Origin of the sequence: Pseudomonas sp. G5(2012) (assembly GCF_000408945.1) — a bacterium.
Taxonomy (GTDB): Bacteria; Pseudomonadota; Gammaproteobacteria; order Pseudomonadales; family Pseudomonadaceae; genus Aquipseudomonas; species Aquipseudomonas umsongensis.
Genome location: NZ_APIO01000044.1, coordinates 109,474 through 131,306, shown reverse-complemented (window position 1 = coordinate 131,306; position 21,833 = coordinate 109,474). Strand labels below are relative to the sequence as shown.

The 21,833-nt window shown below is 56.3% G+C and carries 21 protein-coding genes; 17 read left to right on the top strand and 4 right to left on the bottom strand.

All coding sequences use genetic code 11. The features are described from left to right. Window positions 1-38 precede the first annotated feature (38 nt). The 17 genes from mnmE (at window position 39) to glmS (ending at window position 17,762) form a co-directional block, all read left to right on the top strand. A complete protein-coding gene (gene mnmE / locus PG5_RS15155) occupies window positions 39-1,409 on the top strand; it encodes a tRNA uridine-5-carboxymethylaminomethyl(34) synthesis GTPase MnmE (RefSeq protein ID WP_020797989.1) in 1,371 nt (456 codons plus the stop codon). A gap of 551 nt (window positions 1,410-1,960) precedes the next feature. Next, window positions 1,961-3,859, top strand: coding sequence for a tRNA uridine-5-carboxymethylaminomethyl(34) synthesis enzyme MnmG (gene mnmG, locus PG5_RS15150; protein WP_020797988.1), 1,899 nt, complete (start codon window positions 1,961-1,963; stop codon window positions 3,857-3,859). Then, a complete protein-coding gene (rsmG, locus tag PG5_RS15145; RefSeq protein ID WP_008064612.1) occupies window positions 3,856-4,500 on the top strand; it encodes a 16S rRNA (guanine(527)-N(7))-methyltransferase RsmG in 645 nt (214 codons plus the stop codon). Before mnmG ends, rsmG begins: the two co-directional genes overlap by 4 nt. An 18-nt stretch (window positions 4,501-4,518) precedes the next feature. Further along, window positions 4,519-5,316: a ParA family protein gene (locus PG5_RS15140; protein ID WP_008064610.1), complete on the top strand. Its 798-nt coding sequence runs from the start codon at window positions 4,519-4,521 to the stop codon at window positions 5,314-5,316. Window positions 5,317-5,325: 9 nt separating this feature from the next. After that, window positions 5,326-6,198, top strand: a complete 873-nt coding sequence (locus PG5_RS15135; RefSeq protein WP_008064607.1) for a ParB/RepB/Spo0J family partition protein — start codon at window positions 5,326-5,328, stop codon at window positions 6,196-6,198. A 148-nt stretch (window positions 6,199-6,346) separates the two neighbouring features. Next, window positions 6,347-6,754, top strand: coding sequence for a F0F1 ATP synthase subunit I (locus PG5_RS15130; RefSeq protein ID WP_008064605.1), 408 nt, complete (start codon window positions 6,347-6,349; stop codon window positions 6,752-6,754). Window positions 6,755-6,770: 16 nt separating this feature from the next. Then, a complete protein-coding gene (atpB, locus tag PG5_RS15125; protein WP_020797986.1) occupies window positions 6,771-7,640 on the top strand; it encodes a F0F1 ATP synthase subunit A in 870 nt (289 codons plus the stop codon). Between the two features lie 134 nt (window positions 7,641-7,774). Next, window positions 7,775-8,032 (top strand): F0F1 ATP synthase subunit C, encoded by a 258-nt coding sequence (gene atpE / locus PG5_RS15120; RefSeq protein WP_003097235.1) that lies wholly within the window; start codon window positions 7,775-7,777, stop codon window positions 8,030-8,032. A gap of 58 nt (window positions 8,033-8,090) precedes the next feature. Beyond that, complete coding sequence (locus tag PG5_RS15115; RefSeq protein WP_008064601.1) at window positions 8,091-8,561, top strand: F0F1 ATP synthase subunit B; 471 nt, start codon at window positions 8,091-8,093, stop codon at window positions 8,559-8,561. A 12-nt stretch (window positions 8,562-8,573) separates the two neighbouring features. Further along, window positions 8,574-9,110 (top strand): F0F1 ATP synthase subunit delta, encoded by a 537-nt coding sequence (locus PG5_RS15110; RefSeq protein ID WP_008064599.1) that lies wholly within the window; start codon window positions 8,574-8,576, stop codon window positions 9,108-9,110. Window positions 9,111-9,131: 21 nt separating this feature from the next. After that, a complete protein-coding gene (atpA, locus tag PG5_RS15105) occupies window positions 9,132-10,676 on the top strand; it encodes a F0F1 ATP synthase subunit alpha (RefSeq protein WP_020797985.1) in 1,545 nt (514 codons plus the stop codon). A 50-nt stretch (window positions 10,677-10,726) separates the two neighbouring features. Next, window positions 10,727-11,587 carry a F0F1 ATP synthase subunit gamma gene (atpG, locus tag PG5_RS15100; RefSeq protein WP_008064595.1) on the top strand — a complete coding sequence of 287 codons (861 nt, stop codon included), beginning with the start codon at window positions 10,727-10,729 and terminating at the stop codon, window positions 11,585-11,587. 27 nt (window positions 11,588-11,614) lie between these two features. Then, complete coding sequence (gene atpD / locus PG5_RS15095; protein ID WP_020797984.1) at window positions 11,615-12,994, top strand: F0F1 ATP synthase subunit beta; 1,380 nt, start codon at window positions 11,615-11,617, stop codon at window positions 12,992-12,994. 45 nt (window positions 12,995-13,039) lie between these two features. Continuing rightward, on the top strand, window positions 13,040-13,465 hold the full coding sequence (locus PG5_RS15090; protein ID WP_007969909.1) for a F0F1 ATP synthase subunit epsilon: 426 nt from the start codon (window positions 13,040-13,042) through the stop codon (window positions 13,463-13,465). Window positions 13,466-13,580: 115 nt separating this feature from the next. Further along, window positions 13,581-14,948, top strand: coding sequence for a bifunctional UDP-N-acetylglucosamine diphosphorylase/glucosamine-1-phosphate N-acetyltransferase GlmU (gene glmU, locus PG5_RS15085; RefSeq protein WP_020797983.1), 1,368 nt, complete (start codon window positions 13,581-13,583; stop codon window positions 14,946-14,948). Between the two features lie 200 nt (window positions 14,949-15,148). Next, the gene (locus PG5_RS15080) at window positions 15,149-15,928 is read left to right on the top strand and encodes a DeoR family transcriptional regulator (protein ID WP_173667189.1); all 780 of its coding nucleotides are present in this window, start codon (window positions 15,149-15,151) and stop codon (window positions 15,926-15,928) included. Between the two features lies 1 nt (window position 15,929). Beyond that, window positions 15,930-17,762 carry a glutamine--fructose-6-phosphate transaminase (isomerizing) gene (glmS, locus tag PG5_RS15075; RefSeq protein WP_020797981.1) on the top strand — a complete coding sequence of 611 codons (1,833 nt, stop codon included), beginning with the start codon at window positions 15,930-15,932 and terminating at the stop codon, window positions 17,760-17,762. 53 nt (window positions 17,763-17,815) lie between these two features. Here the strand turns inward: glmS and PG5_RS15070 are convergent, their stop codons facing one another. Genes PG5_RS15070 through PG5_RS15055 form a run of 4 tightly spaced genes read right to left on the bottom strand, consistent with a single transcriptional unit; the run spans window position 17,816 to window position 21,833 of the window. After that, window positions 17,816-19,036 (bottom strand): spermidine synthase, encoded by a 1,221-nt coding sequence (locus tag PG5_RS15070; protein ID WP_020797980.1) that lies wholly within the window; start codon window positions 19,034-19,036, stop codon window positions 17,816-17,818. 45 nt (window positions 19,037-19,081) lie between these two features. Then, a complete protein-coding gene (locus PG5_RS15065) occupies window positions 19,082-20,386 on the bottom strand; it encodes an MFS transporter (RefSeq protein WP_020797979.1) in 1,305 nt (434 codons plus the stop codon). Window positions 20,387-20,431: 45 nt separating this feature from the next. Continuing rightward, the gene (locus PG5_RS15060) at window positions 20,432-21,559 is read right to left on the bottom strand and encodes a HesA/MoeB/ThiF family protein (protein WP_020797978.1); all 1,128 of its coding nucleotides are present in this window, start codon (window positions 21,557-21,559) and stop codon (window positions 20,432-20,434) included. Between the two features lies 1 nt (window position 21,560). Next, window positions 21,561-21,833 carry a MoaD/ThiS family protein gene (locus PG5_RS15055; RefSeq protein ID WP_020797977.1) on the bottom strand — a complete coding sequence of 91 codons (273 nt, stop codon included), beginning with the start codon at window positions 21,831-21,833 and terminating at the stop codon, window positions 21,561-21,563.

The following is a 21,833-nucleotide window of genomic DNA, read 5'->3' as shown; positions in this document are numbered from 1 at the left end:
CGTTTTGCTATCTGTCACTTTTGTCTGGATACCGGTTTATGAGCGCTCCTCGTGAAACCATTGCCGCCGTCGCCACCGCTCAAGGTCGGGGTGGTGTAGGCATCGTTCGTATTTCCGGGCCGTTGGCCAGCGTTGCGGCCGTGGCCTTTAGCGGTCGTGTACTCAAACCGCGATTCGCTCACTATGGACCGTTTCTTGGTGAAAACGACGAAGTGCTCGATCAGGGCATCGCGTTGTATTTTCCAGGACCGAACTCTTTCACTGGCGAAGATGTATTGGAGTTACAGGGGCACGGAGGCCCGGTTGTCCTGGATATGCTGCTTCAACGCTGTCTTGAACTCGGCTGTCGTCTGGCCCGACCGGGAGAATTCAGCGAACGTGCGTTCCTGAACGATAAGCTCGACCTGGCCCAGGCCGAAGCCATCGCCGACCTGATCGAAGCCAGTTCTGCACAGGCGGCTCGCAACGCATTGCGCTCCCTGCAAGGCGCCTTTTCGGCTCGTGTGCATAACCTCACGGAACAACTCATCGGGTTGCGTATTTATGTCGAAGCGGCGATCGATTTTCCGGAAGAGGAAATCGACTTCCTGGCCGACGGCCACGTACTGGGCATGCTCGACAAAGTGCGCGATGAGTTATCCACCGTGATGCGGGAGGCCGGACAGGGCGCCTTGCTGCGCGACGGCATGACCGTGGTCATCGCCGGTCGTCCGAATGCGGGTAAGTCCAGCCTGCTCAATGCGCTGGCCGGCCGTGAAGCGGCCATCGTCACCGAGATCGCCGGCACCACGCGGGACGTCCTTCGCGAACATATCCACATCGATGGCATGCCGCTGCACGTGGTGGATACTGCCGGGTTGCGCGATACCGATGACCATGTGGAAAAAATTGGGGTGGAGCGGGCATTGAAAGCCATCGGCGAGGCCGATCGGGTGCTGCTCGTTGTCGATGCAACCGCGCCGGAAGCGCTCGATCCTTTCGCACTATGGCCTGAGTTCCTTGAAACCCGCCCCGATCCGGCGAAAGTCACGTTGATCCGCAACAAAGCCGACCTTACAGGCGAGGCCATGGCCCTGGAAGTCAGCGATGACGGACACGTCACCATTAGCCTCAGCGCCAAGTCTGCAGGTGTTGGCCTGGAGTTGCTGCGCGACCACCTGAAGGCTTGCATGGGCTACGAACAGACCTCGGAAAGCAGTTTCAGTGCTCGCAGGCGCCACCTGGAAGCATTGCGTCATGCCAGTGCATCCCTTGAGCACGGCCGCGCGCAATTGACCCTGGCGGGTGCCGGCGAATTACTTGCCGAGGATTTGCGCCAGGCTCAGCAGTCGCTGGGAGAAATCACCGGTGCATTCAGCTCCGATGACCTGTTGGGACGAATTTTTTCCAGCTTCTGCATCGGTAAATAGTCTTTCTGTTATCTACAGGCAGGCCGTCCTGGCCTGTCTGCCCCCTCCATTTTCAAAACCATCCCCTCCAGTGCCGAGCAGATTTTTCTGCTTGAGCGGTTTTTCCTTGCCCGAATTTCCTTCGATCGACGCTTTTCTGTGGATTAAGCCCTGTTAATAACCGCGGCTAAGGGCAGTTGATAACAGGGCCTCAAAACTGAAGATAACCGCCCCTGTGGATAAGCGCCCCATTCATCCACAGGCTTAAACCGGTTATCCAAGGGTCTCATTGGCACATGACCACAGGGTTTTGAAACTCTGTACACAACGTATTTATTGGGCTGTAGCAATCTATCCACAGAAAGGTCGGTCAGTAGAAATAAACATAAAAACAAAGATTTAATAAATTTCTCTCTTTTTAATTTCTATAACCGCCACTTTTCCACAGCTGGTTAAATTTTGTGCAAAGGGTTCTTTAGGAAGGGCGAAGTCCCTATACTTGTCGACCAGGTCCGAAAACCTGAGCTCAAACTATTCCTGAATTACCTACTTAAGCAGGCACGAGGTGCGTGGTGGATTTCCCTTCCCGTTTTGAAGTGATCGTCATCGGCGGCGGTCATGCCGGTACCGAGGCAGCACTGGCCTCAGCACGTATGGGGGTCAAGACCCTATTGCTGACGCATAACGTGGAAACCCTCGGTGCCATGAGTTGCAACCCGGCCATTGGCGGGATAGGCAAAAGCCATCTGGTCAAGGAAATCGACGCCCTCGGCGGTGCGATGGCCATTGCTACCGATAAGGGCGGCATCCAGTTTCGCGTGTTGAATAGCCGCAAAGGCCCAGCCGTACGTGCAACCCGCGCTCAGGCGGATCGGGTTCTGTACAAGGCGGCCGTACGCGAAATCCTGGAAAACCAGCCGAACCTGTGGATATTTCAACAGGCAGCTGATGACTTGATCGTCGAGCAAGAACAAGTCCGTGGTGTTGTCACCCAAATGGGCCTGCGTTTCCTCGCCGATTCGGTCGTCTTGACCACAGGTACCTTCCTTGGCGGACTTATCCACATCGGTTTGCAGAATTTCTCCGGCGGTCGCGCTGGTGATCCGCCATCGATTGCGCTAGCTCAGCGTCTTCGGGAATTGCCACTGCGTGTTGGTCGCCTGAAAACCGGAACACCGCCGCGTATCGACGCACGGTCCGTGGATTTTTCCGTGATGACCGAGCAAGCAGGCGATACGCCGATTCCGGTGATGTCGTTCATGGGGTCCAAAGAGCAGCATCCGCGACAGGTCAGTTGCTGGATTACCCACACCAATGCACGCACTCACGAAATCATTGCCGCGAACCTCGACCGTTCGCCGATGTATTCCGCTGCTGGTGAGATCGAAGGTATCGGCCCGCGTTATTGCCCGTCGATCGAAGACAAGATCCATCGGTTTGCTGACAAGCAGAGCCATCAGGTCTTCATCGAACCGGAAGGCTTGACGACAAACGAGCTGTACCCGAACGGAATTTCCACTTCCTTGCCGTTCGATGTGCAATTGCAGATCGTGCAATCGATCCGCGGCATGGAAAACGCACACATCGTGCGTCCGGGCTACGCGATCGAATACGACTATTTCGACCCGCGTGACCTGAAGTACAGCCTGGAAACCAAAGTCATCGGTGGTCTGTTTTTTGCCGGGCAAATCAATGGCACCACCGGTTACGAAGAAGCCGGCGCCCAGGGTTTGCTGGCCGGGACCAACGCCGCACTGCGTGCCCAAGGAAAAGATGCCTGGTGCCCGCGTCGAGACGAAGCCTACATCGGCGTATTGGTCGACGACCTGATTACGCTCGGGACCCAGGAGCCGTACCGGATGTTTACCTCCCGTGCCGAATATCGCCTGATCCTGCGTGAAGACAACGCTGACCTGCGCTTGACCGAAAAAGGCCGCGAATTGGGTCTTGTCGATGACGTGCGTTGGGCAGCGTTCTGCAAAAAACGCGAAAGCATCGAGCTGGAAGAGCAGCGTCTGAAAAGCACCTGGGTACGGCCGGGCACCGAACAGGGCGATGCGATTGCCGAAAAATTCGGTACGCCACTGACCCACGAATACAACTTGCTCAATCTGCTGAGCCGTCCGGAAATCGACTACGCTGGTCTGATCGCCGTGACCGGTGGGGGCGCAGAAGATCCACAGGTTGCCGAGCAGGTCGAAATCAAGACCAAGTACGCGGGTTACATCGACCGCCAGCAGGATGAAATCGCGCGTTTGCGGGCCAGCGAAGACACCAAACTGCCTGTGGATATCGATTACACGAACATTTCCGGCCTGTCCAAAGAGATCCAGAGCAAGCTCGGCGCGACCCGTCCAGAGACATTGGGTCAGGCGTCACGCATCCCGGGCGTGACACCAGCAGCCATTTCCCTGTTGATGATTCATCTGAAAAAACGCGGCGCGGGCCGTCAGTTGGAGCAAAGCGCTTGAGTTCGTTGGTCACCCCGCAACACGCAGAAGAGTTATCCACAGGCGCTCGTCAGCTCGGTGTCGCCCTGACCGAAACCCAGCATGCACAGCTGCTGGGTTATCTGGCCCTGTTGATAAAATGGAACAAGGCCTACAACCTCACCGCGGTCCGCGATCCTGACGAAATGGTGTCCCGTCATTTGCTCGATAGTCTGAGCGTGATGTCGTTCGTCGAAAACGGTCGCTGGCTCGACGTTGGAAGCGGTGGCGGTATGCCGGGCATTCCCCTGGCCATCCTCTTTCCCGAGTCACAAGTGACCTGCCTGGACAGCAACGGCAAGAAAACCCGCTTCCTGACCCAGGTCAAACTCGAGCTGAAACTGGATAACCTGCAAGTTATCCACAGTCGCGTCGAAGCGTTCCAGCCTGCACAACCCTTCAACGGGATCATCTCCCGGGCCTTCAGCAGCATGGAAAACTTCAGCAACTGGACGCGCCACCTCGGTGACACCGATACACGCTGGCTGGCAATGAAGGGCGTTCATCCCGCCGATGAGCTGGTAGCATTGCCGACAGACTTCCACCTCGATAGCGAACACGCCCTGGCCGTTCCTGGTTGCCAAGGCCAACGCCATCTGCTGATACTGCGCCGCACGGCATGATTGGGAACACAAGCAAGAATGGCTAAGGTATTCGCGATAGCGAACCAAAAGGGTGGTGTGGGCAAGACCACCACCTGTATCAACCTCGCAGCATCCCTGGTCGCAACCAAGCGTCGGGTATTGCTGATCGATCTCGATCCACAGGGCAACGCCACCATGGGTAGCGGTGTGGATAAACACGGCCTGGAAAACTCGGTCTATGACCTGTTGATCGGGGAATGCGACCTGGCCCAGGCCATGCATTTCTCCGAGCACGGCGGTTACCAGCTGTTGCCGGCCAACCGGGACCTGACCGCGGCCGAAGTGGTTCTGCTGGAAATGCAGATGAAGGAGAGCCGCCTGCGCAGTGCGTTGGCGCCGATCCGCGAAAACTACGATTACATTTTGATCGACTGCCCGCCGTCACTCTCGATGCTGACCTTGAACGCACTGGTAGCCGCCGACGGGGTGATTATCCCCATGCAGTGTGAGTATTTCGCACTCGAAGGCTTGAGCGACCTTGTGGATAACATCAAGCGCATCGCCGAGCTGCTCAATCCGAACCTCAAGGTTGAAGGCCTGTTGCGTACGATGTACGACCCGCGCCTGAGCCTGATGAACGATGTATCGGCCCAGCTCAAGGAACACTTCGGCGATCAGCTGTACGACACGGTCATTCCGCGCAACATCCGCCTGGCGGAAGCGCCGAGCTACGGCATGCCGGCCCTGGCGTACGACAAATCATCGCGCGGTGCCGTGGCCTATTTGGCCCTGGCGGGCGAAATGGTCCGTCGCCAACGCAAAAACTCACGCATCGCCGCTGCTCAGGCAACTTAAGGAATCCCCATGGCCGTCAAGAAACGAGGTCTCGGACGTGGACTGGATGCACTGCTGAGTGGTCCGAGTGTCAGCGCGCTGGAAGAACAGGCGGTGCAGGCCGATCAGCGAGAGCTGCAGCACCTGCCGCTGGATCTGCTGCAGCGCGGCAAGTACCAGCCGCGTCGCGATATGGATCCCCAGGCGCTCGAAGAGCTGGCGCAATCGATCAAGGCACAAGGCGTGATGCAGCCGATCGTTGTGCGGCCGATCGGTAGCGGTCGCTACGAAATCATTGCCGGCGAACGCCGCTGGCGTGCCAGCCAGCAAGCTGGCCAGGAAACTATCCCGGCGATGGTGCGTGATGTACCGGATGAAACCGCGATCGCCATTGCGCTGATCGAGAACATCCAGCGCGAAGATCTCAATCCGATCGAAGAAGCGGTGGCCTTGCAGCGCCTGCAGACCGAATTCCAGCTGACCCAGCAACAAGTCGCCGAAGCCGTGGGCAAGTCCCGGGTAACAGTGGCCAACCTGCTGCGCCTGATTTCGCTGCCGGAAGTCATCAAGACCATGCTGTCCCACGGTGACCTGGAAATGGGTCATGCCCGGGCATTGCTCGGTTTGCCGGATAATCAACAGGTTGAAGGGGCGCGACATGTTGTCGCACGCGGGCTGACCGTGCGCCAGACTGAAGCACTGGTTCGCCAGTGGTTGAGTGGCAAACCGGAGCCCGTGGAACCCTCGAAACCGGACCCGGATATTGCTCGCCTGGAACAGCGCCTGGCCGAGCGCCTAGGCTCTGCGGTGCAGATTCGCCACGGGAAGAAGGGTAAAGGGCAACTGGTTATTGGCTACAACTCTTTGGATGAACTTCAGGGTGTGCTCGCACACATTCGCTGAAACAATTCCTTATGTAGCGCGCAGTCGGAAATCACTACCTGACAGTTGAATAGGGGCAGAACCGCCCCTATACTCTGCGCGCATTTTGTCGGCACAAATTATGCCAAGTTATTGAATTCTGGCAGCCGACCATTGGAGAGCAATAGTGATGGAAACCCGCACGCCAAACCGCTTGCCCTTCCATCGCCTGGCAGTTTTTCCGGTGTTAATGGCTCAATTTGTCGTTTTGCTGATTGCTGCTTTGGCGCTCTGGCAATGGCATGGAGTCGTTGCCGGGTACTCGGGACTTTGCGGAGGCCTGATAGCCTTGCTGCCCAATGTTTATTTTGCTCACAGGGCATTTCGGTTTTCCGGCGCCCGAGCAGCCCAGTCCATCGTCCGGTCTTTTTATGCCGGCGAGGCAGGCAAACTGATTTTGACGGCAGTGCTGTTTGCACTGGTGTTCGCAGGTGTGAAGCCACTGGCACCGATTGCAGTATTCGGTGTCTTCGTGCTGACTCAGTCAGTCAGCTGGTTCGCTCCCCTGCTGATGAGAACAAGACTTTCGAGACCTTAGGGCGTTTGAGGCAACCATGGCAGAAACAACCGCTTCGGGCTATATCCAGCACCACTTGCAGAACCTGACCTTCGGTCAGCACCCTACCGGCGGCTGGGGCTTTGCCCACACCGCAGCAGAAGCCAAGGAAATGGGCTTCTGGGCTTTCCACGTCGATACCCTCGGCTGGTCGGTCGCATTGGGTCTGATCTTCGTTCTTCTTTTCCGCATGGCGGCCAAGAAAGCGACTTCCGGGCAACCAGGTGCTTTGCAAAACTTCGTTGAAGTATTGGTCGAATTCGTCGATGGCAGCGTGAAAGACAGCTTCCATGGCCGTAGCCCGGTGATTGCACCGCTGGCACTGACCATCTTCGTCTGGGTGTTCCTGATGAACGCCGTCGACCTGGTACCGGTCGACTGGATTCCTCAGCTGGCCATCCTGATCTCCGGCGACTCCCACATCCCGTTCCGCGCCGTGTCGACGACCGACCCGAACGCGACCCTGGGCATGGCGTTCTCGGTTTTCGCACTGATCATTTTCTATAGCATCAAGGTCAAGGGCCTCGGCGGTTTCATCGGCGAGCTGACCCTGCACCCGTTCGGCAGCAAGAACATCTTCGTTCAGGCCCTGCTGATCCCGGTGAACTTCCTGCTGGAATTCGTGACCCTGATCGCCAAGCCGATCTCCCTGGCCCTGCGTCTGTTCGGCAACATGTATGCCGGCGAACTGGTGTTCATTCTGATCGCTGTGATGTTCGGCAGCGGCCTGCTCTGGCTTAGTGGCCTGGGCGTTGTTCTGCAGTGGGCGTGGGCTGTGTTCCACATCCTGATCATTACCCTGCAGGCGTTCATCTTCATGATGCTGACCATTGTTTATTTGTCGATGGCGCACGAAGAAAACCATTAAGACCAGTCTCGACTAGTCTGATGTCCCTCCTGGTCAAACGGGAGGGTGCTCTTCACGGGGCATCTGAAACGATTTGTTTTACCGCTTTAAATTAAAAAAACCTAAACCATACGACGTAAAAGTCGGGAGGAAAGATGGAAACTGTAGTTGGTCTAACCGCTATCGCTGTTGCACTGTTGATCGGCCTGGGCGCACTGGGTACCGCAATTGGTTTCGGCCTGTTGGGTGGCAAGTTCCTGGAAGGCGCAGCGCGTCAGCCAGAAATGGTTCCAATGCTGCAAGTTAAAATGTTCATCGTTGCCGGTCTGCTCGACGCCGTAACCATGATCGGTGTTGGTATCGCTCTGTTCTTCACCTTTGCGAACCCGTTCGTTGGTCAAATCGCTGGCTGATTACTCGGATCTTCCGGGTAATTTGGTGTGATGGACAACGTAACTGCGAGGTGTTGGCGTGAACATTAATGCGACCCTGATTGGCCAGTCCGTTGCGTTCCTGATTTTTGTACTGTTCTGCATGAAGTTCGTATGGCCTCCGGTCATTGCGGCATTGCACGAACGTCAAAAGAAGATCGCTGATGGTCTGGACGCTGCCAGCCGTGCAGCTCGCGACCTGGAGTTGGCCCAAGAGAAAGCGGGTCAGCAACTGCGCGAAGCGAAAGCTCAGGCAGCTGAAATCATCGAGCAAGCCAAGAAACGCGGTAATCAGATTGTTGAAGAGGCTGTTGAAAAAGCCCGTATCGACGCTGACCGTGTGAAGGTTCAGGCTCAGGCCGAGATCGAACAGGAACTGAACAGTGTCAAAGACGCGCTGCGTGCCCAAGTGGGCTTGCTGGCAGTCGGCGGCGCCGAGAAGATCCTGGGTGCCACAATCGATCAAAACGCGCACGCAGAGCTGGTTAACCAACTGGCTGCTGAAATCTAAGCGAGGGCGATCATGGCAGAACTGACCACGTTGGCCCGACCTTACGCTAAGGCGGCCTTCGAGCACGCTCAGGCCCACCAGCAACTGGCCAATTGGTCAGCCATGCTCGGCCTGGCAGCAGCGGTATCGCAAGACGATACCCTGCAGCGCGTGCTCAAGGCCCCGCGACTGACGAGCGCAGAAAAGGCCGCCACGTTCATTGACGTGTGCGGCGACAAGTTCGATGCCAAGGCACAGAATTTCATCAACGTCGTTGCCGAAAACGACCGTCTCCCGCTGTTGCCGGAGATTTCCGCTCTGTTCGACCTGTACAAGGCCGAGCAAGAGAAGTCGGTAGACGTTGAAGTGACCAGTGCATTTGCATTGAACCAAGAACAGCAAGACAAACTCGCCAAGGTTCTCAGTGCACGACTCAACCGGGAAGTGCGCCTGCAAGTTGCGGAGGATGCCGCCCTGATAGGTGGTGTCGTAATCCGCGCCGGCGACCTGGTTATCGATGGCTCGATTCGCGGCAAAATCGCGAAACTTGCCGAAGCATTGAAATCTTGAGTTTGAAGGGGCAGCAGAGCAATGCAGCAACTCAATCCTTCCGAAATAAGTGAAATTATCAAGGGCCGCATCGACAAGCTCGATGTGACCTCCCAAGCCCGTAACGAAGGCACTGTCGTCAGCGTATCTGACGGCATCGTGCGGATTCACGGTCTGGCCGACGTCATGTACGGCGAGATGATCGAGTTTCCGGGCGGCGTCTACGGTATGGCCCTCAACCTGGAGCAAGACTCCGTAGGTGCCGTTGTTTTGGGCGCATACCAGTCTCTGGCTGAAGGCATGAGCGCCAAGTGCACCGGCCGCATCCTCGAAGTTCCAGTTGGTAAGGAACTGCTGGGTCGCGTAGTCGACGCACTGGGTAACCCTGTTGACGGCAAAGGTCCACTGGGCAACACCGAGACCGACGCGGTCGAGAAAGTTGCTCCAGGCGTGATCTGGCGTAAGTCGGTAGACCAGCCTGTACAGACTGGCTACAAGGCTGTCGATGCCATGATCCCTGTCGGCCGTGGCCAGCGTGAGCTGATCATCGGTGACCGTCAGATCGGTAAAACCGCTCTGGCGATCGACGCGATCATCAACCAGAAGAACAGCGGCATTTTCTGCGTATACGTAGCCATTGGTCAGAAACAATCGACCATCGCCAACGTGGTTCGCAAGCTGGAAGAAAACGGCGCCCTGGCCAACACGATCATCGTGGCTGCCAGTGCTTCGGAATCTCCTGCGCTGCAATTCCTGGCACCGTACTCCGGTTGCACCATGGGTGAATTCTTCCGCGACCGCGGTGAAGACGCGCTGATCGTTTATGACGATCTGTCCAAGCAAGCAGTGGCTTACCGCCAGATTTCCCTGCTGCTGCGCCGTCCACCAGGCCGTGAAGCTTACCCAGGCGACGTGTTCTATCTCCACTCCCGTCTGCTGGAGCGCGCATCCCGCGTTTCGGAAGAGTACGTAGAGAAGTTCACCAACGGCGCAGTGACCGGCAAAACCGGTTCCCTGACCGCACTGCCGATCATCGAAACCCAGGCTGGCGACGTTTCCGCGTTCGTTCCGACCAACGTGATTTCCATCACCGACGGTCAGATCTTCCTGGAATCGGCCATGTTCAACTCGGGCATCCGCCCTGCAGTGAACGCCGGTGTTTCGGTATCCCGTGTGGGTGGTGCCGCTCAGACCAAGATCATCAAGAAGCTGTCCGGTGGTATCCGTACCGCTCTGGCTCAGTACCGTGAACTGGCGGCATTCGCCCAGTTCGCTTCTGACCTGGACGAAGCGACCCGTAAGCAACTTGAGCATGGTCAGCGCGTTACCGAGCTGATGAAGCAGAAGCAATACGCCCCAATGTCGATCGCTGACATGGCGTTGTCGCTGTATGCCGCTGAGCGTGGGTTCCTGACTGACGTCGAAATCGCCAAGGTCGGCAGCTTTGAACAAGCGCTGATTGCTTACTTCAACCGCGATCACGCCGAATTGATGGCGAAGATCAACGTGAAGGGTGACTTCAATGACGATATCGACGCTGGCATGAAAGCCGGTATCGAGAAGTTCAAGGCCACCCAAACCTGGTAAGCCGCAGCGGGAGCCGCAAGGCTCCCGCTTGCTAACCTGATAGGTGTTACATGGCAGGCGCAAAAGAGATTCGCAGTAAGATTGCGAGCATCAAAAGCACGCAAAAAATTACCAGCGCCATGGAAAAAGTGGCGGTCAGCAAAATGCGCAAGGCACAAATGCGCATGGCTGCTAGCCGTCCTTATGCGGAGCGCATCCGCCAGGTTATTGGGCATCTGGCCAACGCCAACCCGGAATACCGCCACCCGTTCATGATCGACCGCGAAATCAAGCGTGTTGGTTATGTCGTAGTGAGCAGTGACCGTGGTCTGTGCGGTGGCTTGAACACCAACCTGTTCAAGGCCCTGGTCAAGGACATGGCGGTAAACCGCGAGAAAGGCGTCGAGATTGATCTGTGTGTAGTGGGTAGCAAGGGTGCGGCCTTTTTCCGCAACTTCGGCGGCAACGTCGTAGCAGCTATCAGCCACCTGGGTGAAGAGCCGTCGATCAACGACTTGATCGGTAGCGTCAAAGTGATGCTGGATGCCTACCTGGACGGCCGTATTGACCGCCTGTCCGTGGTTTCCAACAAGTTCATCAACACCATGACGCAACAGCCTACCGTGGAGCAATTGATTCCACTGGTGGCAACCCCGGATCAGGACCTCAAGCACCACTGGGACTATCTCTACGAACCGGATGCCAAAGAGCTGCTTGACGGCTTGATGGTCCGCTACGTTGAGTCGCAAGTCTACCAGGCGGTGGTCGAGAACAACGCGGCTGAACAAGCTGCGCGGATGATCGCGATGAAGAACGCTACCGACAACGCCGGTGATTTGATCAGCGATTTGCAGCTGGTCTACAACAAGGCGCGTCAGGCTGCGATCACCCAAGAGATCTCGGAAATCGTCGGCGGCGCTGCCGCGGTTTAACGGTTCAAATATTCAGAGGATCCAGCTATGAGTAGCGGACGTATCGTTCAAATCATCGGCGCCGTTATCGACGTGGAATTTCCACGCGACAGCGTACCGAGCATCTACAACGCGCTGAAAGTAGTGAGCGCGGCTGAAACCACCCTGGAAGTTCAGCAGCAGCTGGGCGACGGCGTGGTTCGTACCATTGCGATGGGTTCCACCGAGGGCTTGAAGCGCGGTCTGGAAGTGACCGACTCTGGCGCAGCCATCTCCGTACCGGTCGGTAAAGCGACCCTGGGCCGGATCATGGACGTACTGGGCAACCCGATCGACGAAGCTGGCCCAATCGCCACCGACGAGCGTTGGGGTATCCACCGTGCAGCGCCTTCGTTCGCTGAACAAGCAGGCGGCAACGACCTGCTGGAAACCGGCATCAAGGTTATCGACCTGGTTTGCCCGTTCGCCAAGGGTGGTAAAGTTGGTCTGTTCGGTGGTGCCGGTGTAGGCAAAACCGTAAACATGATGGAACTGATCCGTAACATCGCCATCGAGCACAGCGGTTATTCCGTGTTCGCCGGTGTGGGTGAGCGTACTCGTGAGGGTAACGACTTCTACCACGAGATGAAGGACTCCAACGTTCTGGACAAAGTGGCACTGGTTTACGGTCAGATGAACGAGCCGCCGGGTAACCGTCTGCGCGTAGCACTGACCGGCCTGACCATGGCCGAGAAGTTCCGTGACGAAGGTAACGACGTTCTGCTGTTCGTCGACAACATCTATCGTTACACCCTGGCCGGTACTGAAGTATCCGCACTGCTGGGCCGTATGCCTTCGGCAGTAGGTTACCAGCCGACCCTGGCTGAAGAGATGGGCGTTCTGCAAGAACGTATCACTTCGACCAAGGAAGGTTCGATCACTTCGATCCAAGCGGTATACGTACCTGCGGACGACTTGACCGACCCGTCGCCAGCGACCACCTTCGCCCACTTGGACGCCACCGTCGTTCTGTCCCGTGACATCGCTTCCCTGGGTATCTACCCAGCGGTAGACCCACTGGACTCGACTTCGCGCCAGCTGGACCCGAACGTTATCGGCCAGGACCACTACGACACCGCTCGCGGCGTCCAGTACGTTCTGCAGCGTTACAAAGAACTGAAGGACATCATTGCGATCCTGGGTATGGACGAGCTGTCGGAAGCCGACAAGCAGTTGGTAAACCGTGCTCGTAAGATCCAGCGTTTCTTGTCGCAGCCGTTCTTCGTGGCTGAAGTCTTCACCGGTGCATCGGGTAAATACGTTTCCCTGAAAGACACCATTGCTGGCTTCAAAGGCATCCTCAACGGTGACTACGACCACCTGCCAGAACAAGCGTTCTACATGGTTGGCGGCATCGAAGAAGCGATCGAGAAAGCCAAGAAACTGTAATCCCGGCGCCCGGAAACGGGCGCTAATTTAGGTTGAGGCAATCAGATGGCTATGACAGTCCATTGCGATATCGTCAGCGCGGAAGGGGAAATCTTTTCCGGTCTGGTCGAGATGGTGATTGCGCACGGTGCACTGGGTGATCTTGGTATCGCCCTGGGTCACGCGCCGCTGATCACTAATCTGAAGCCAGGTCCGATCCGCCTGGTCAAGCAGGGCGGGGAAGAGGAGGTGTACTACATCTCCGGTGGTTTCCTCGAGGTTCAGCCGAACATGGTCAAGGTTCTTGCCGACACCGTGCAACGTGCTGCCGACCTGGACGAAGCTTCCGCTCAGGAAGCCGTCAAGGCTGCCGAAAAGGCCTTGCATGAGCGGGGCGCGGAGTTCGATTACGGTTCCGCTGCCGCACGTCTGGCCGAGGCCGCAGCCCAGCTGCGTACCGTCCAGCAGATCCGCAAGAAGTTCGGCCACTAAGGCAGCGCTTGTTGTGTGATTGATTAAAAAGGGTAGCCTCGGCTACCCTTTTTTATTTTCCCGATATTCATCACGTTGGTCGCAGCCGCTGACCACCCAGGATTGGTAGCCAGTCATGTCTCTTGAAATCGTTATCCTCGCTGCTGGCCAGGGCACCCGCATGCGTTCGGCCCTGCCAAAGGTCTTGCACCCGATTGCCGGCAATTCGATGCTCGGCCATGTTATCCACAGCGCCCGACAACTTGATCCACAGCGCATTCACGTGGTGATTGGCCATGGTGCCGATGTGGTACGCGAGCGTTTGGCCGCTGACGATCTGAACTTCGTCCTCCAGGACAAACAATTGGGTACCGGTCATGCCGTGGCCCAGGCCGTTCCTTTCATCAAGTCCGACACCGTGCTGGTGCTATACGGTGATGTGCCCTTGATTGAAATCGAAACCCTGCAGCGTTTGCTCAAGCTTGTAGTGCCTGGGCAGATGGGCCTGCTTACCGTCGAACTGGATGACGCAACCGGTTACGGCCGCATCGTTCGCGACAATGATGGCAAGGTCTCTGCCATCGTCGAGCACAAGGACGCCAACGAAGCCCAGCGCGCCATCAAGGAAGGCAATACCGGGATCCTCGCGGTTCCGGCCGATCGCCTGGCCGACTGGACGGGTCGCCTGTCGAACAACAACGCGCAGGGCGAGTACTACTTGACCGACGTGATTGAAATGGCAGTCAGCGACGGTCTGGTGGTGGCCACCGAACAGCCCCACGACGCCATGGAAGTGCAGGGCGCCAACGACCGTAAGCAGCTTTCCGATCTTGAGCGTCATTATCAGCTGCGCGCCGGCCGTCGCTTGATGGCTCAAGGCGTGACCTTGCGCGACCCGGCCCGTTTCGATGTCCGGGGTGATATCAGTGTGGGTCGCGACGTGCTGATCGATATCAATGTGATCCTCGAAGGTAACGTCGTCATTGAAGACGACGTGGTCATTGGCCCGAACTGCGTGATCAAGGACAGCACCTTGCGTAAAGGCGTCGTGATCAAGGCCAACAGCCATATCGAAGGGGCGATTCTCGGTGAAGGCAGCGATGCCGGTCCGTTCGCGCGTTTGCGTCCAGGCACTGTGCTCGAAGCGCGGGCGCATGTGGGTAACTTTGTCGAGTTGAAAAATGCTCACCTGGGCGAAGGTGCCAAGGCAGGCCATTTGACCTACCTTGGCGATGCCGAAGTGGGCGCACGCACCAACATCGGTGCGGGCACCATTACCTGTAACTACGATGGCGCCAACAAGTGGAAAACGGTGCTGGGTGAAGACGTGTTCATCGGTTCCAACAACTCGTTGGTGGCACCTGTGGATATCTTGTCTGGTGCGACTACGGCAGCCGGTTCGACTATTACCTCTACTGTGGATAAAGCGCAGTTGGCAGTAGCCCGTGCTCGCCAGAAGAACATCGACGGTTGGAAGCGACCAGAGAAGCTCAAGAAGAGCTAAGTTATCCACACCTCGGTGTTTTGTGGAAGTTATTCACAGCAAAATGGCTGTTAATAATATTAACCGGCTGGCCTCGCTTACCTCAGGGGGCTTGCTGTTAATTATTTTATCCATAGAGTCTTTTGATCGATCCGCGCTTGACGAAATTTCCTCGATAGGTTTTGATTGCTTCCGTTATCTTTCGAATCGAAACTTATCAAATCATGTCGAAGCGCAACACACCTCAAAGGCGCCACAACATCCTGGCCTTGCTCAACGAGCAGGGCGAAGTCAGTGTGGATGAATTGGCAAAGCGCTTCGAAACCTCTGAAGTTACGATTCGCAAGGATCTGGCCGCACTTGAAAGCAACGGTCTGCTGCTGCGTCGTTATGGCGGCGCCATCACCTTGCCTCAGGAATTAGTGGCCGACCTGAGTCAACCGGTCTCCAGGTACAAGCAGGCCATTGCCCGCGCAGCTGTTGCACGGATTCGCGAACACGCACGCATCATCATCGACAGCGGCAGCACCACCGCATCGATGATTCCGGAACTGGGGCAGCAACCGGGCCTCGTGGTGATGACCAACTCCCTTCACGTCGCCAATGCCTTGAGCGAACTCGAGCATGAGCCGGTGCTGTTGATGACCGGCGGCACCTGGGACCCGCATTCCGAGTCCTTTCAGGGGCAGGTCGCCGAGCAGGTACTACGCTCCTACGACTTCGATCAATTGTTCATCGGCGCCGATGGTATTGATCTGGTCCGCGGTACAACCACCTTCAACGAACTGCTGGGACTTAGCCGAGTGATGGCAGAAGTCGCCCGTGAAGTGGTCGTGATGGTGGAGGCCGACAAGATCGGTCGCAAGATTCCCAACCTGGAACTGCCCTGGAGCAGCATCCATACCCTCATTACCGATGATCGCCTGTCGCTCGAAGCGCGGGATCAGATTCAAGCCCGCGGTATCACTTTGATTTGCGCGGCTGTCAGTCAGGAGAAATAACATGTGTGGAATTGTCGGCGCAGTTGCAGAACGTAATATCACCGCCATCCTGGTCGAGGGCCTCAAGCGCCTGGAATACCGTGGGTATGACAGCGCCGGCGTGGCGGTGTACACCAACGATCAGAAGCTCGAGCGCGCGCGTCGCCCGGGCAAGGTCAGCGAACTCGAGCAGGCCTTGGCCGAAGAAGCACTGGTTGGTCGTCTGGGTATTGCCCACACTCGCTGGGCTACTCACGGTGCACCGTGCGAACGCAACGCGCATCCGCACTTCTCTGGCGATCTGGCCGTGGTGCACAACGGCATTATCGAAAACCATGAAGCCCTGCGTGAACAACTCAAGTCTCTGGGTTACGTTTTCACTTCAGACACTGACACCGAAGTCATCGCCCACCTGCTGAACCACAAACTCAAGGACCTTCCTGACCTGGCCGAGGCCCTCAAGGCAACAGTAAAGGAACTGCACGGTGCTTATGGCCTGGCAGTCATCAGCGCGAAGCAACCTGATCGCCTGGTGGCAGCCCGCAGTGGCAGCCCGCTGGTGATCGGCCTGGGCCTGGGTGAGAACTTCCTGGCGTCCGACCAATTGGCACTGCGTCAGGTGACTGACCGTTTCATGTACCTTGAAGAGGGTGATATCGCCGAAATTCGCCGCGACAGCGTGCAGATCTGGGATGTCAGCGGCAAGGCTGTCGAGCGTGAGACCGTGCAGTATCGCGATGGCGCCGAAGCGGCTGAAAAAGGCGAGTTCCGCCATTTCATGCTCAAGGAAATCCACGAGCAACCGTCCGTGGTGCAGCGCACCCTGGAAGGTCGTTTGAGCCCGAACGGCGTGCTGGTACAGGCTTTCGGTCCACAGGCCGCTGAACTGTTCGCCAAAGTGCGCAATGTGCAGATCGTTGCCTGCGGCACCAGCTATCACGCCGGCATGGTTGCGCGTTACTGGCTCGAAGAACTGGCCGGCATCCCCTGCCAAGTCGAAGTTGCCAGCGAGTTCCGCTACCGTAAAGTCGTGGTGCAACCCGACACCCTGTTCGTGACCATCTCTCAGTCCGGCGAAACCGCCGACACCCTGGCTGCGTTGCGCAATGCCAAGGAACTGGGTTTCCTCGCCAGCCTGGCGATCTGCAACGTCGGCATCAGCTCTCTGGTGCGTGAATCCGACCTGACCCTGCTGACCCAGGCAGGCCGCGAAATCGGCGTGGCGTCTACCAAAGCCTTCACTACGCAATTGGTGGGTCTACTGTTACTGACCCTGTCCCTGGGCCAGGTTCACGGATCGTTGGCCAAAGGCGTTGAAGCGACACTGGTCGAAGAACTGCGTCGCTTGCCAACCCGCCTGGGTGAAGCGCTGGCGATGGACAGCACCGTGGAGAAAATTGCTGAACTGTTCGCCGAGAAGAACCACACCCTGTTCCTGGGGCGTGGCGCACAGTTCCCGGTCGCGATGGAAGGGGCCCTCAAGCTCAAGGAAATTTCCTACATCCACGCCGAAGCCTACCCGGCTGGCGAGCTGAAGCACGGCCCGCTGGCGCTTGTGGATAACGACATGCCAGTGGTGACCGTAGCGCCAAACAACGAGCTGCTGGAGAAACTGAAGTCCAACCTCCAGGAAGTCCGCGCCCGGGGTGGCCAACTGATCGTTTTCGCAGATGAGAAGGCTGGCATGACCAATGGTGAAGGCACGCACGTTGTGCACATGCCGCACATCCACGACATCCTGTCGCCAATCCTCTACACCATCCCGCTGCAGTTGCTGTCGTACTACGTGGCTGTGCTGAAAGGCACCGACGTTGATCAACCGCGCAATCTGGCGAAATCGGTGACCGTGGAATAAGTTATCCACAGCTGATCGAGTTGATGCTTTCGAAAATTTTTCCGGAGCATTGACTAAACGAGTGGGGGGTGGCGGTTTGGCGTCGCCCCCGACAAGTCGATATTTTCAAGCAATTTTGTCGCTGTGGGTGTGTAGGTGGCACTAGGTGACAATCGTGCTAGCGCCCTTCGAAATCCTTCCACTTTAGATGCGTCTACTTGAGCTCTGTGCGTAATGACGCCAAAGGCGTAGGGGAATAAACCCTCCAGCCACTCTCGTGGGTGGATCTCTACACTGTTCTCAATTGTCGCTACGACCCAGTCTGGTAGCCACGATACATCTCGGTCAGAGAAGTTGACTTCGCCTGCGATCAGCAAGGCCAGGGTGATGCGCAACGGTGACTTCTCCTTAAATAATCGCTCTTGAAGCGCTTGGCATGCATCCGGGTCATCCAGTAACTCGCGAAGATCGCTGGGCGCGCTCAGCTTTAGTGAGGCTGGAAGCAATGCAGATAAGGCCGGTAACGATTCCATCCAGCGTTTTCGCACTTCCAGATCGATTCCGACGAAGTCCAGTGCGGGGGGTACAAGCGACGCGTGACGGATAACCGCGGGTGTCAGATAGCGCAAGCGAAGGCTCATGATGTCCATAAAGAGCCGGTCACTGGGGCATAAAAACTCCGCTGAAGGAATGGTATCCAGTTTAGTTGCAGGCGGTGGGCCGATAACGAAAGTCGCATTGCGGCGGTGAGGAAGGTAATGAATGTCGCCCCAACTGTCATTCAAACAGTGAGCGAGCCAAGCTTGGGGCGTTGGTCCATTGAACGGGTCCAAATTCATAGGGACGCCAAAACCGTTGAACACCACATGACCGAGGGGTTGGAGTCGGCATTTCAAAAGTTGGTGGAACCCGTGATCAAACACGATCGAGGCATAACCGCTCTGGGTATAGAGGTCGACAATAATGACGTCGTACCGGTCGGAGGTGACGACTAGGAAGTTAGCGGCATCGGCCACCACACTTTCAAAGTCGATATGCGCTGCAAGTCGGTTCCGATTGTCCAGGCTGCGCACCAGTGCGGTCTCATCCATATCAACGGCCAACAGACTGGCCACTCTAGTACTGGCGCCGATTGGCGCCAGCGCCACACCGTCCGAAAGTCCCAGCATCAGAACCGAGATACGATCCTTGGATGGATCCCCCAGGAAACCCGTGCAGCCCAAGTCGTCATAGTATTGGCCGCAGAAGATCTGTTTGTGTCGGACAGATTCAGGTCGATCCTTTAGGTCGGGCATCTGGAAGTCACTCCGTTTGTGAGATGCGAAGGGCGACGAAGCGCTTCAGTGCGCAAACGCTTTAGGGTATTTATCGAGGTAGGCATCGTTGAGCTGCATATCTTGGGAACGCATGAAAGTTTTGAAGTCGGGTACCAGAAAGACGAGCAGAGACAACAACAGCACCATGACGCCCAGAAGCGTGATTGTCATTTCGACTCCCAAAGAGGCAACTAGGGTATTCATCGCGAAACTGCCCAAGGGGCTGGCCGCTGCCGACAGAAATGACACGGTGGCAAAAATCCGGTTGCGGTGGAGCTTTGGCGTCGCCAATAACCTCACAGCTGAAGTTGGGATGTTGATCAACATCAAGCCGACACCGCCGCAGAAGAAGGCAGCAGGTACGATTAATGACGATGAAACGGTGCCAACTACCACCAGATTGCATCCCAATAATGCAAAACCGGCAGACACACACATATCACGGGGGACGCAGTCGGATAGCCAGCCGATGATTTTGTAGCTGCCCGCTAAAATACCCAGCCCGAAACAAGAATCCAGGAGACCGATATAAGTGACCGGGAACTGGATGACGTCCTTTACATATAGTGGGATCAGGATGGTGAAGAATGGAAATAGTGCAAAGTTAATAAGCATTGCGATGATCGCCAGATAAAATTCGACCTTCACTCCGTAAATAACTTTGAACCCGGAATAAATCATGTTGAAGCCGCTGACACACTCGGCCTTTTCGCCTTGATCAGTGGCACCGATGCGATTCGGGATGGTCGCTATCAGCGCTCCAGCGACGAGAATCGCAATAAAGTCGGCGACAAAGGCGAAGGTGATACCGAATCCGTAAATCAACCCGCTGGCCAGAGCCGGCCCGAGCAAAATTGAAAATGACGACATCACGCTTTTGGTCCGAAAGGCGAGGGAAACTTTATCGTCATCTGCAAATAAAGGAATGATCGATGCTTGGAGAGGGTCGCGCACGCCGACAATCGCGCTGCTGATCATCATTAGCGTGCCAACCGTCCAGGGGTTAAACGACCCCATAGCTGACAGCATCATCATCAACAGCGCTGTCAGCAAGCTTATCAATGAGGCCAGCTTGATGATCAGGATTTTGTTGTATTTGTCTCCCAGCCATCCCAGCAAGGGTTTGGCTAAGACCTCCGTCGCGATGGAACAAGCGACCATGTTGGCAAAATAGAGCGCAGAGCCTGTTTCCTGTAATGCCCACCAGGCGACCGCCAGTTGATTGCAACGTCCCCCCAGGACCATCAGCAAGAAGCTGAATTGCACTTTCAGCAAACGGCGGTCGGTGCCGGGAAAGACCCACGCATTACCCGAAAAATGTGCAGACATTGACGTTCCTTAGTGCGGATAGGGGGACTGCGTAATCAGGGGCGTTCAATAAGCGACGGGGTAGTGTTCATCAGGATAAATCGCCAGATATCGTTCTATGCCACCCTCCAGGCTATAGAGTTCCGCTTCCTGGTCGAGGCTGCGAACTGCCAGTAGGGCGGCCTTGCTCCTGACGCCGGATCTGCAATAAAAAACGATACGGCGGGTGGTATCGAGTTCTGCTTGGCGCTTGATGATGTCTTTGAGCGGAATCAGTCGGCCACCCAGCGAACCTTGTTGATGCTCGCTGACGTCGCGCACATCGACCAATTGAAATGGCACTTTTTTAGCTATCCAGTCATGTAGTGCGTCGGGGGACAGCCAGTCGCTATTGCGCCATATAGGCGTGGTCATAACACCAAGCATCTTACTAGGGGGGCGATCCTGGATTTTTGTGTTGATACTCAACAGGCGGAAAGTGTTGTCGAGGCAGTCGATAGACAACAATTGTCCGCTCAAGGGCTCCCCGACACGGAGGATAAGCTTGAGTACTTCATTAGCCTGAAAGCAACCGAGCAAACCAGGTATGACGCCAAGAACGCCTGCTTCCGAGCAGTTTTGGGTCAAATGCGGTGGGGGCGGCGTTTCGAACAGGTCCCGGAGACACGGCCCCCATTGTTGAGTATGCCGGTTGTAATAATTAAAGACCGCCACCTGACCCTCGAACTGACTGATCGAGGCATAGACCATTGGTTTTTCGCAAATGATACAAGCGTCACTTATCAGGTATTTGGCGACGAAGTTATCAGTTGCATCAACGATGATGTCGTATTCCGTCAGCAGCGGTAGAACATTCTCCGAGTTCAAAGTCGTGTCAAAGGTGTGGACCATAATGTCCGGATTCAACTCGTTGATGCGGCGTTTAGCTGCCAACACTTTCAGGTCGCCTACATCGGCAATCGCATAGAGAATTTGTCGGTGTAGATTGCTCACGTCGACGGTGTCGTTATCAACGATGCCGATTGTCCCGACACCGGCACCTGCCAGATACAGGATTACTGGACAGCCTAACCCTCCTGCGCCAACCACCAGCACCTTACTGTCTCTAAGGCGTTGCTGCCCCTGGGTGCCAACCTCAGAGAGGATGATTTGGCGAGCGTAACGGGTTGTTTCCGGTTTTAGGTGGCATTGCATGTCAGCCACCTGCCACTGCGCTGATCAGAATCAATTGCGCATTACTGTCCAGAGGACGAAGACGGTCGTGCTCACTGGTCACGGACATCCCGTCGACGAACAGCCCCACGAACGGCAGTGGGTGGAGATCCGCAGTGAAGACCGGCCCAATCAGATCGGGATAATGTGCAGTCAGATTATTTAGCACATCGCTGACACACGAACCCTCAGTGGTATGTGTTTTATGCTGATTGGTGTAGGACATGAACTGCCGGGGAAAGTGTACGACTGCCAT

Bases quoted from the DNA above. Each gene is read 5' to 3' on its own strand.
- atpA (WP_020797985.1), top strand. From the start codon at position 9,132: ATGCAGCAACTCAATCCTTCCGAAATAAGTGAAATTATCAAGGGCCGC.
- atpD (WP_020797984.1), top strand. From the start codon at position 11,615: ATGAGTAGCGGACGTATCGTTCAAATCATCGGCGCCGTTATCGACGTG.
- PG5_RS15065 (WP_020797979.1), bottom strand. From the start codon at position 20,386: ATGTCTGCACATTTTTCGGGTAATGCGTGGGTCTTTCCCGGCACCGAC.
- PG5_RS15090 (WP_007969909.1), top strand. From the start codon at position 13,040: ATGGCTATGACAGTCCATTGCGATATCGTCAGCGCGGAAGGGGAAATC.
- PG5_RS15060 (WP_020797978.1), bottom strand. From the start codon at position 21,559: ATGCAATGCCACCTAAAACCGGAAACAACCCGTTACGCTCGCCAAATC.
- mnmE (WP_020797989.1), top strand. From the start codon at position 39: ATGAGCGCTCCTCGTGAAACCATTGCCGCCGTCGCCACCGCTCAAGGT.
- glmU (WP_020797983.1), top strand. From the start codon at position 13,581: ATGTCTCTTGAAATCGTTATCCTCGCTGCTGGCCAGGGCACCCGCATG.
- PG5_RS15070 (WP_020797980.1), bottom strand. From the start codon at position 19,036: ATGCCCGACCTAAAGGATCGACCTGAATCTGTCCGACACAAACAGATC.
- PG5_RS15055 (WP_020797977.1), bottom strand. From the start codon at position 21,833: ATGGCAGTCGTACACTTTCCCCGGCAGTTCATGTCCTACACCAATCAG.
- atpE (WP_003097235.1), top strand. From the start codon at position 7,775: ATGGAAACTGTAGTTGGTCTAACCGCTATCGCTGTTGCACTGTTGATC.
- glmS (WP_020797981.1), top strand. From the start codon at position 15,930: ATGTGTGGAATTGTCGGCGCAGTTGCAGAACGTAATATCACCGCCATC.
- atpG (WP_008064595.1), top strand. From the start codon at position 10,727: ATGGCAGGCGCAAAAGAGATTCGCAGTAAGATTGCGAGCATCAAAAGC.
- PG5_RS15130 (WP_008064605.1), top strand. From the start codon at position 6,347: ATGGAAACCCGCACGCCAAACCGCTTGCCCTTCCATCGCCTGGCAGTT.
- atpB (WP_020797986.1), top strand. From the start codon at position 6,771: ATGGCAGAAACAACCGCTTCGGGCTATATCCAGCACCACTTGCAGAAC.
- PG5_RS15135 (WP_008064607.1), top strand. From the start codon at position 5,326: ATGGCCGTCAAGAAACGAGGTCTCGGACGTGGACTGGATGCACTGCTG.
- PG5_RS15110 (WP_008064599.1), top strand. From the start codon at position 8,574: ATGGCAGAACTGACCACGTTGGCCCGACCTTACGCTAAGGCGGCCTTC.
- PG5_RS15140 (WP_008064610.1), top strand. From the start codon at position 4,519: ATGGCTAAGGTATTCGCGATAGCGAACCAAAAGGGTGGTGTGGGCAAG.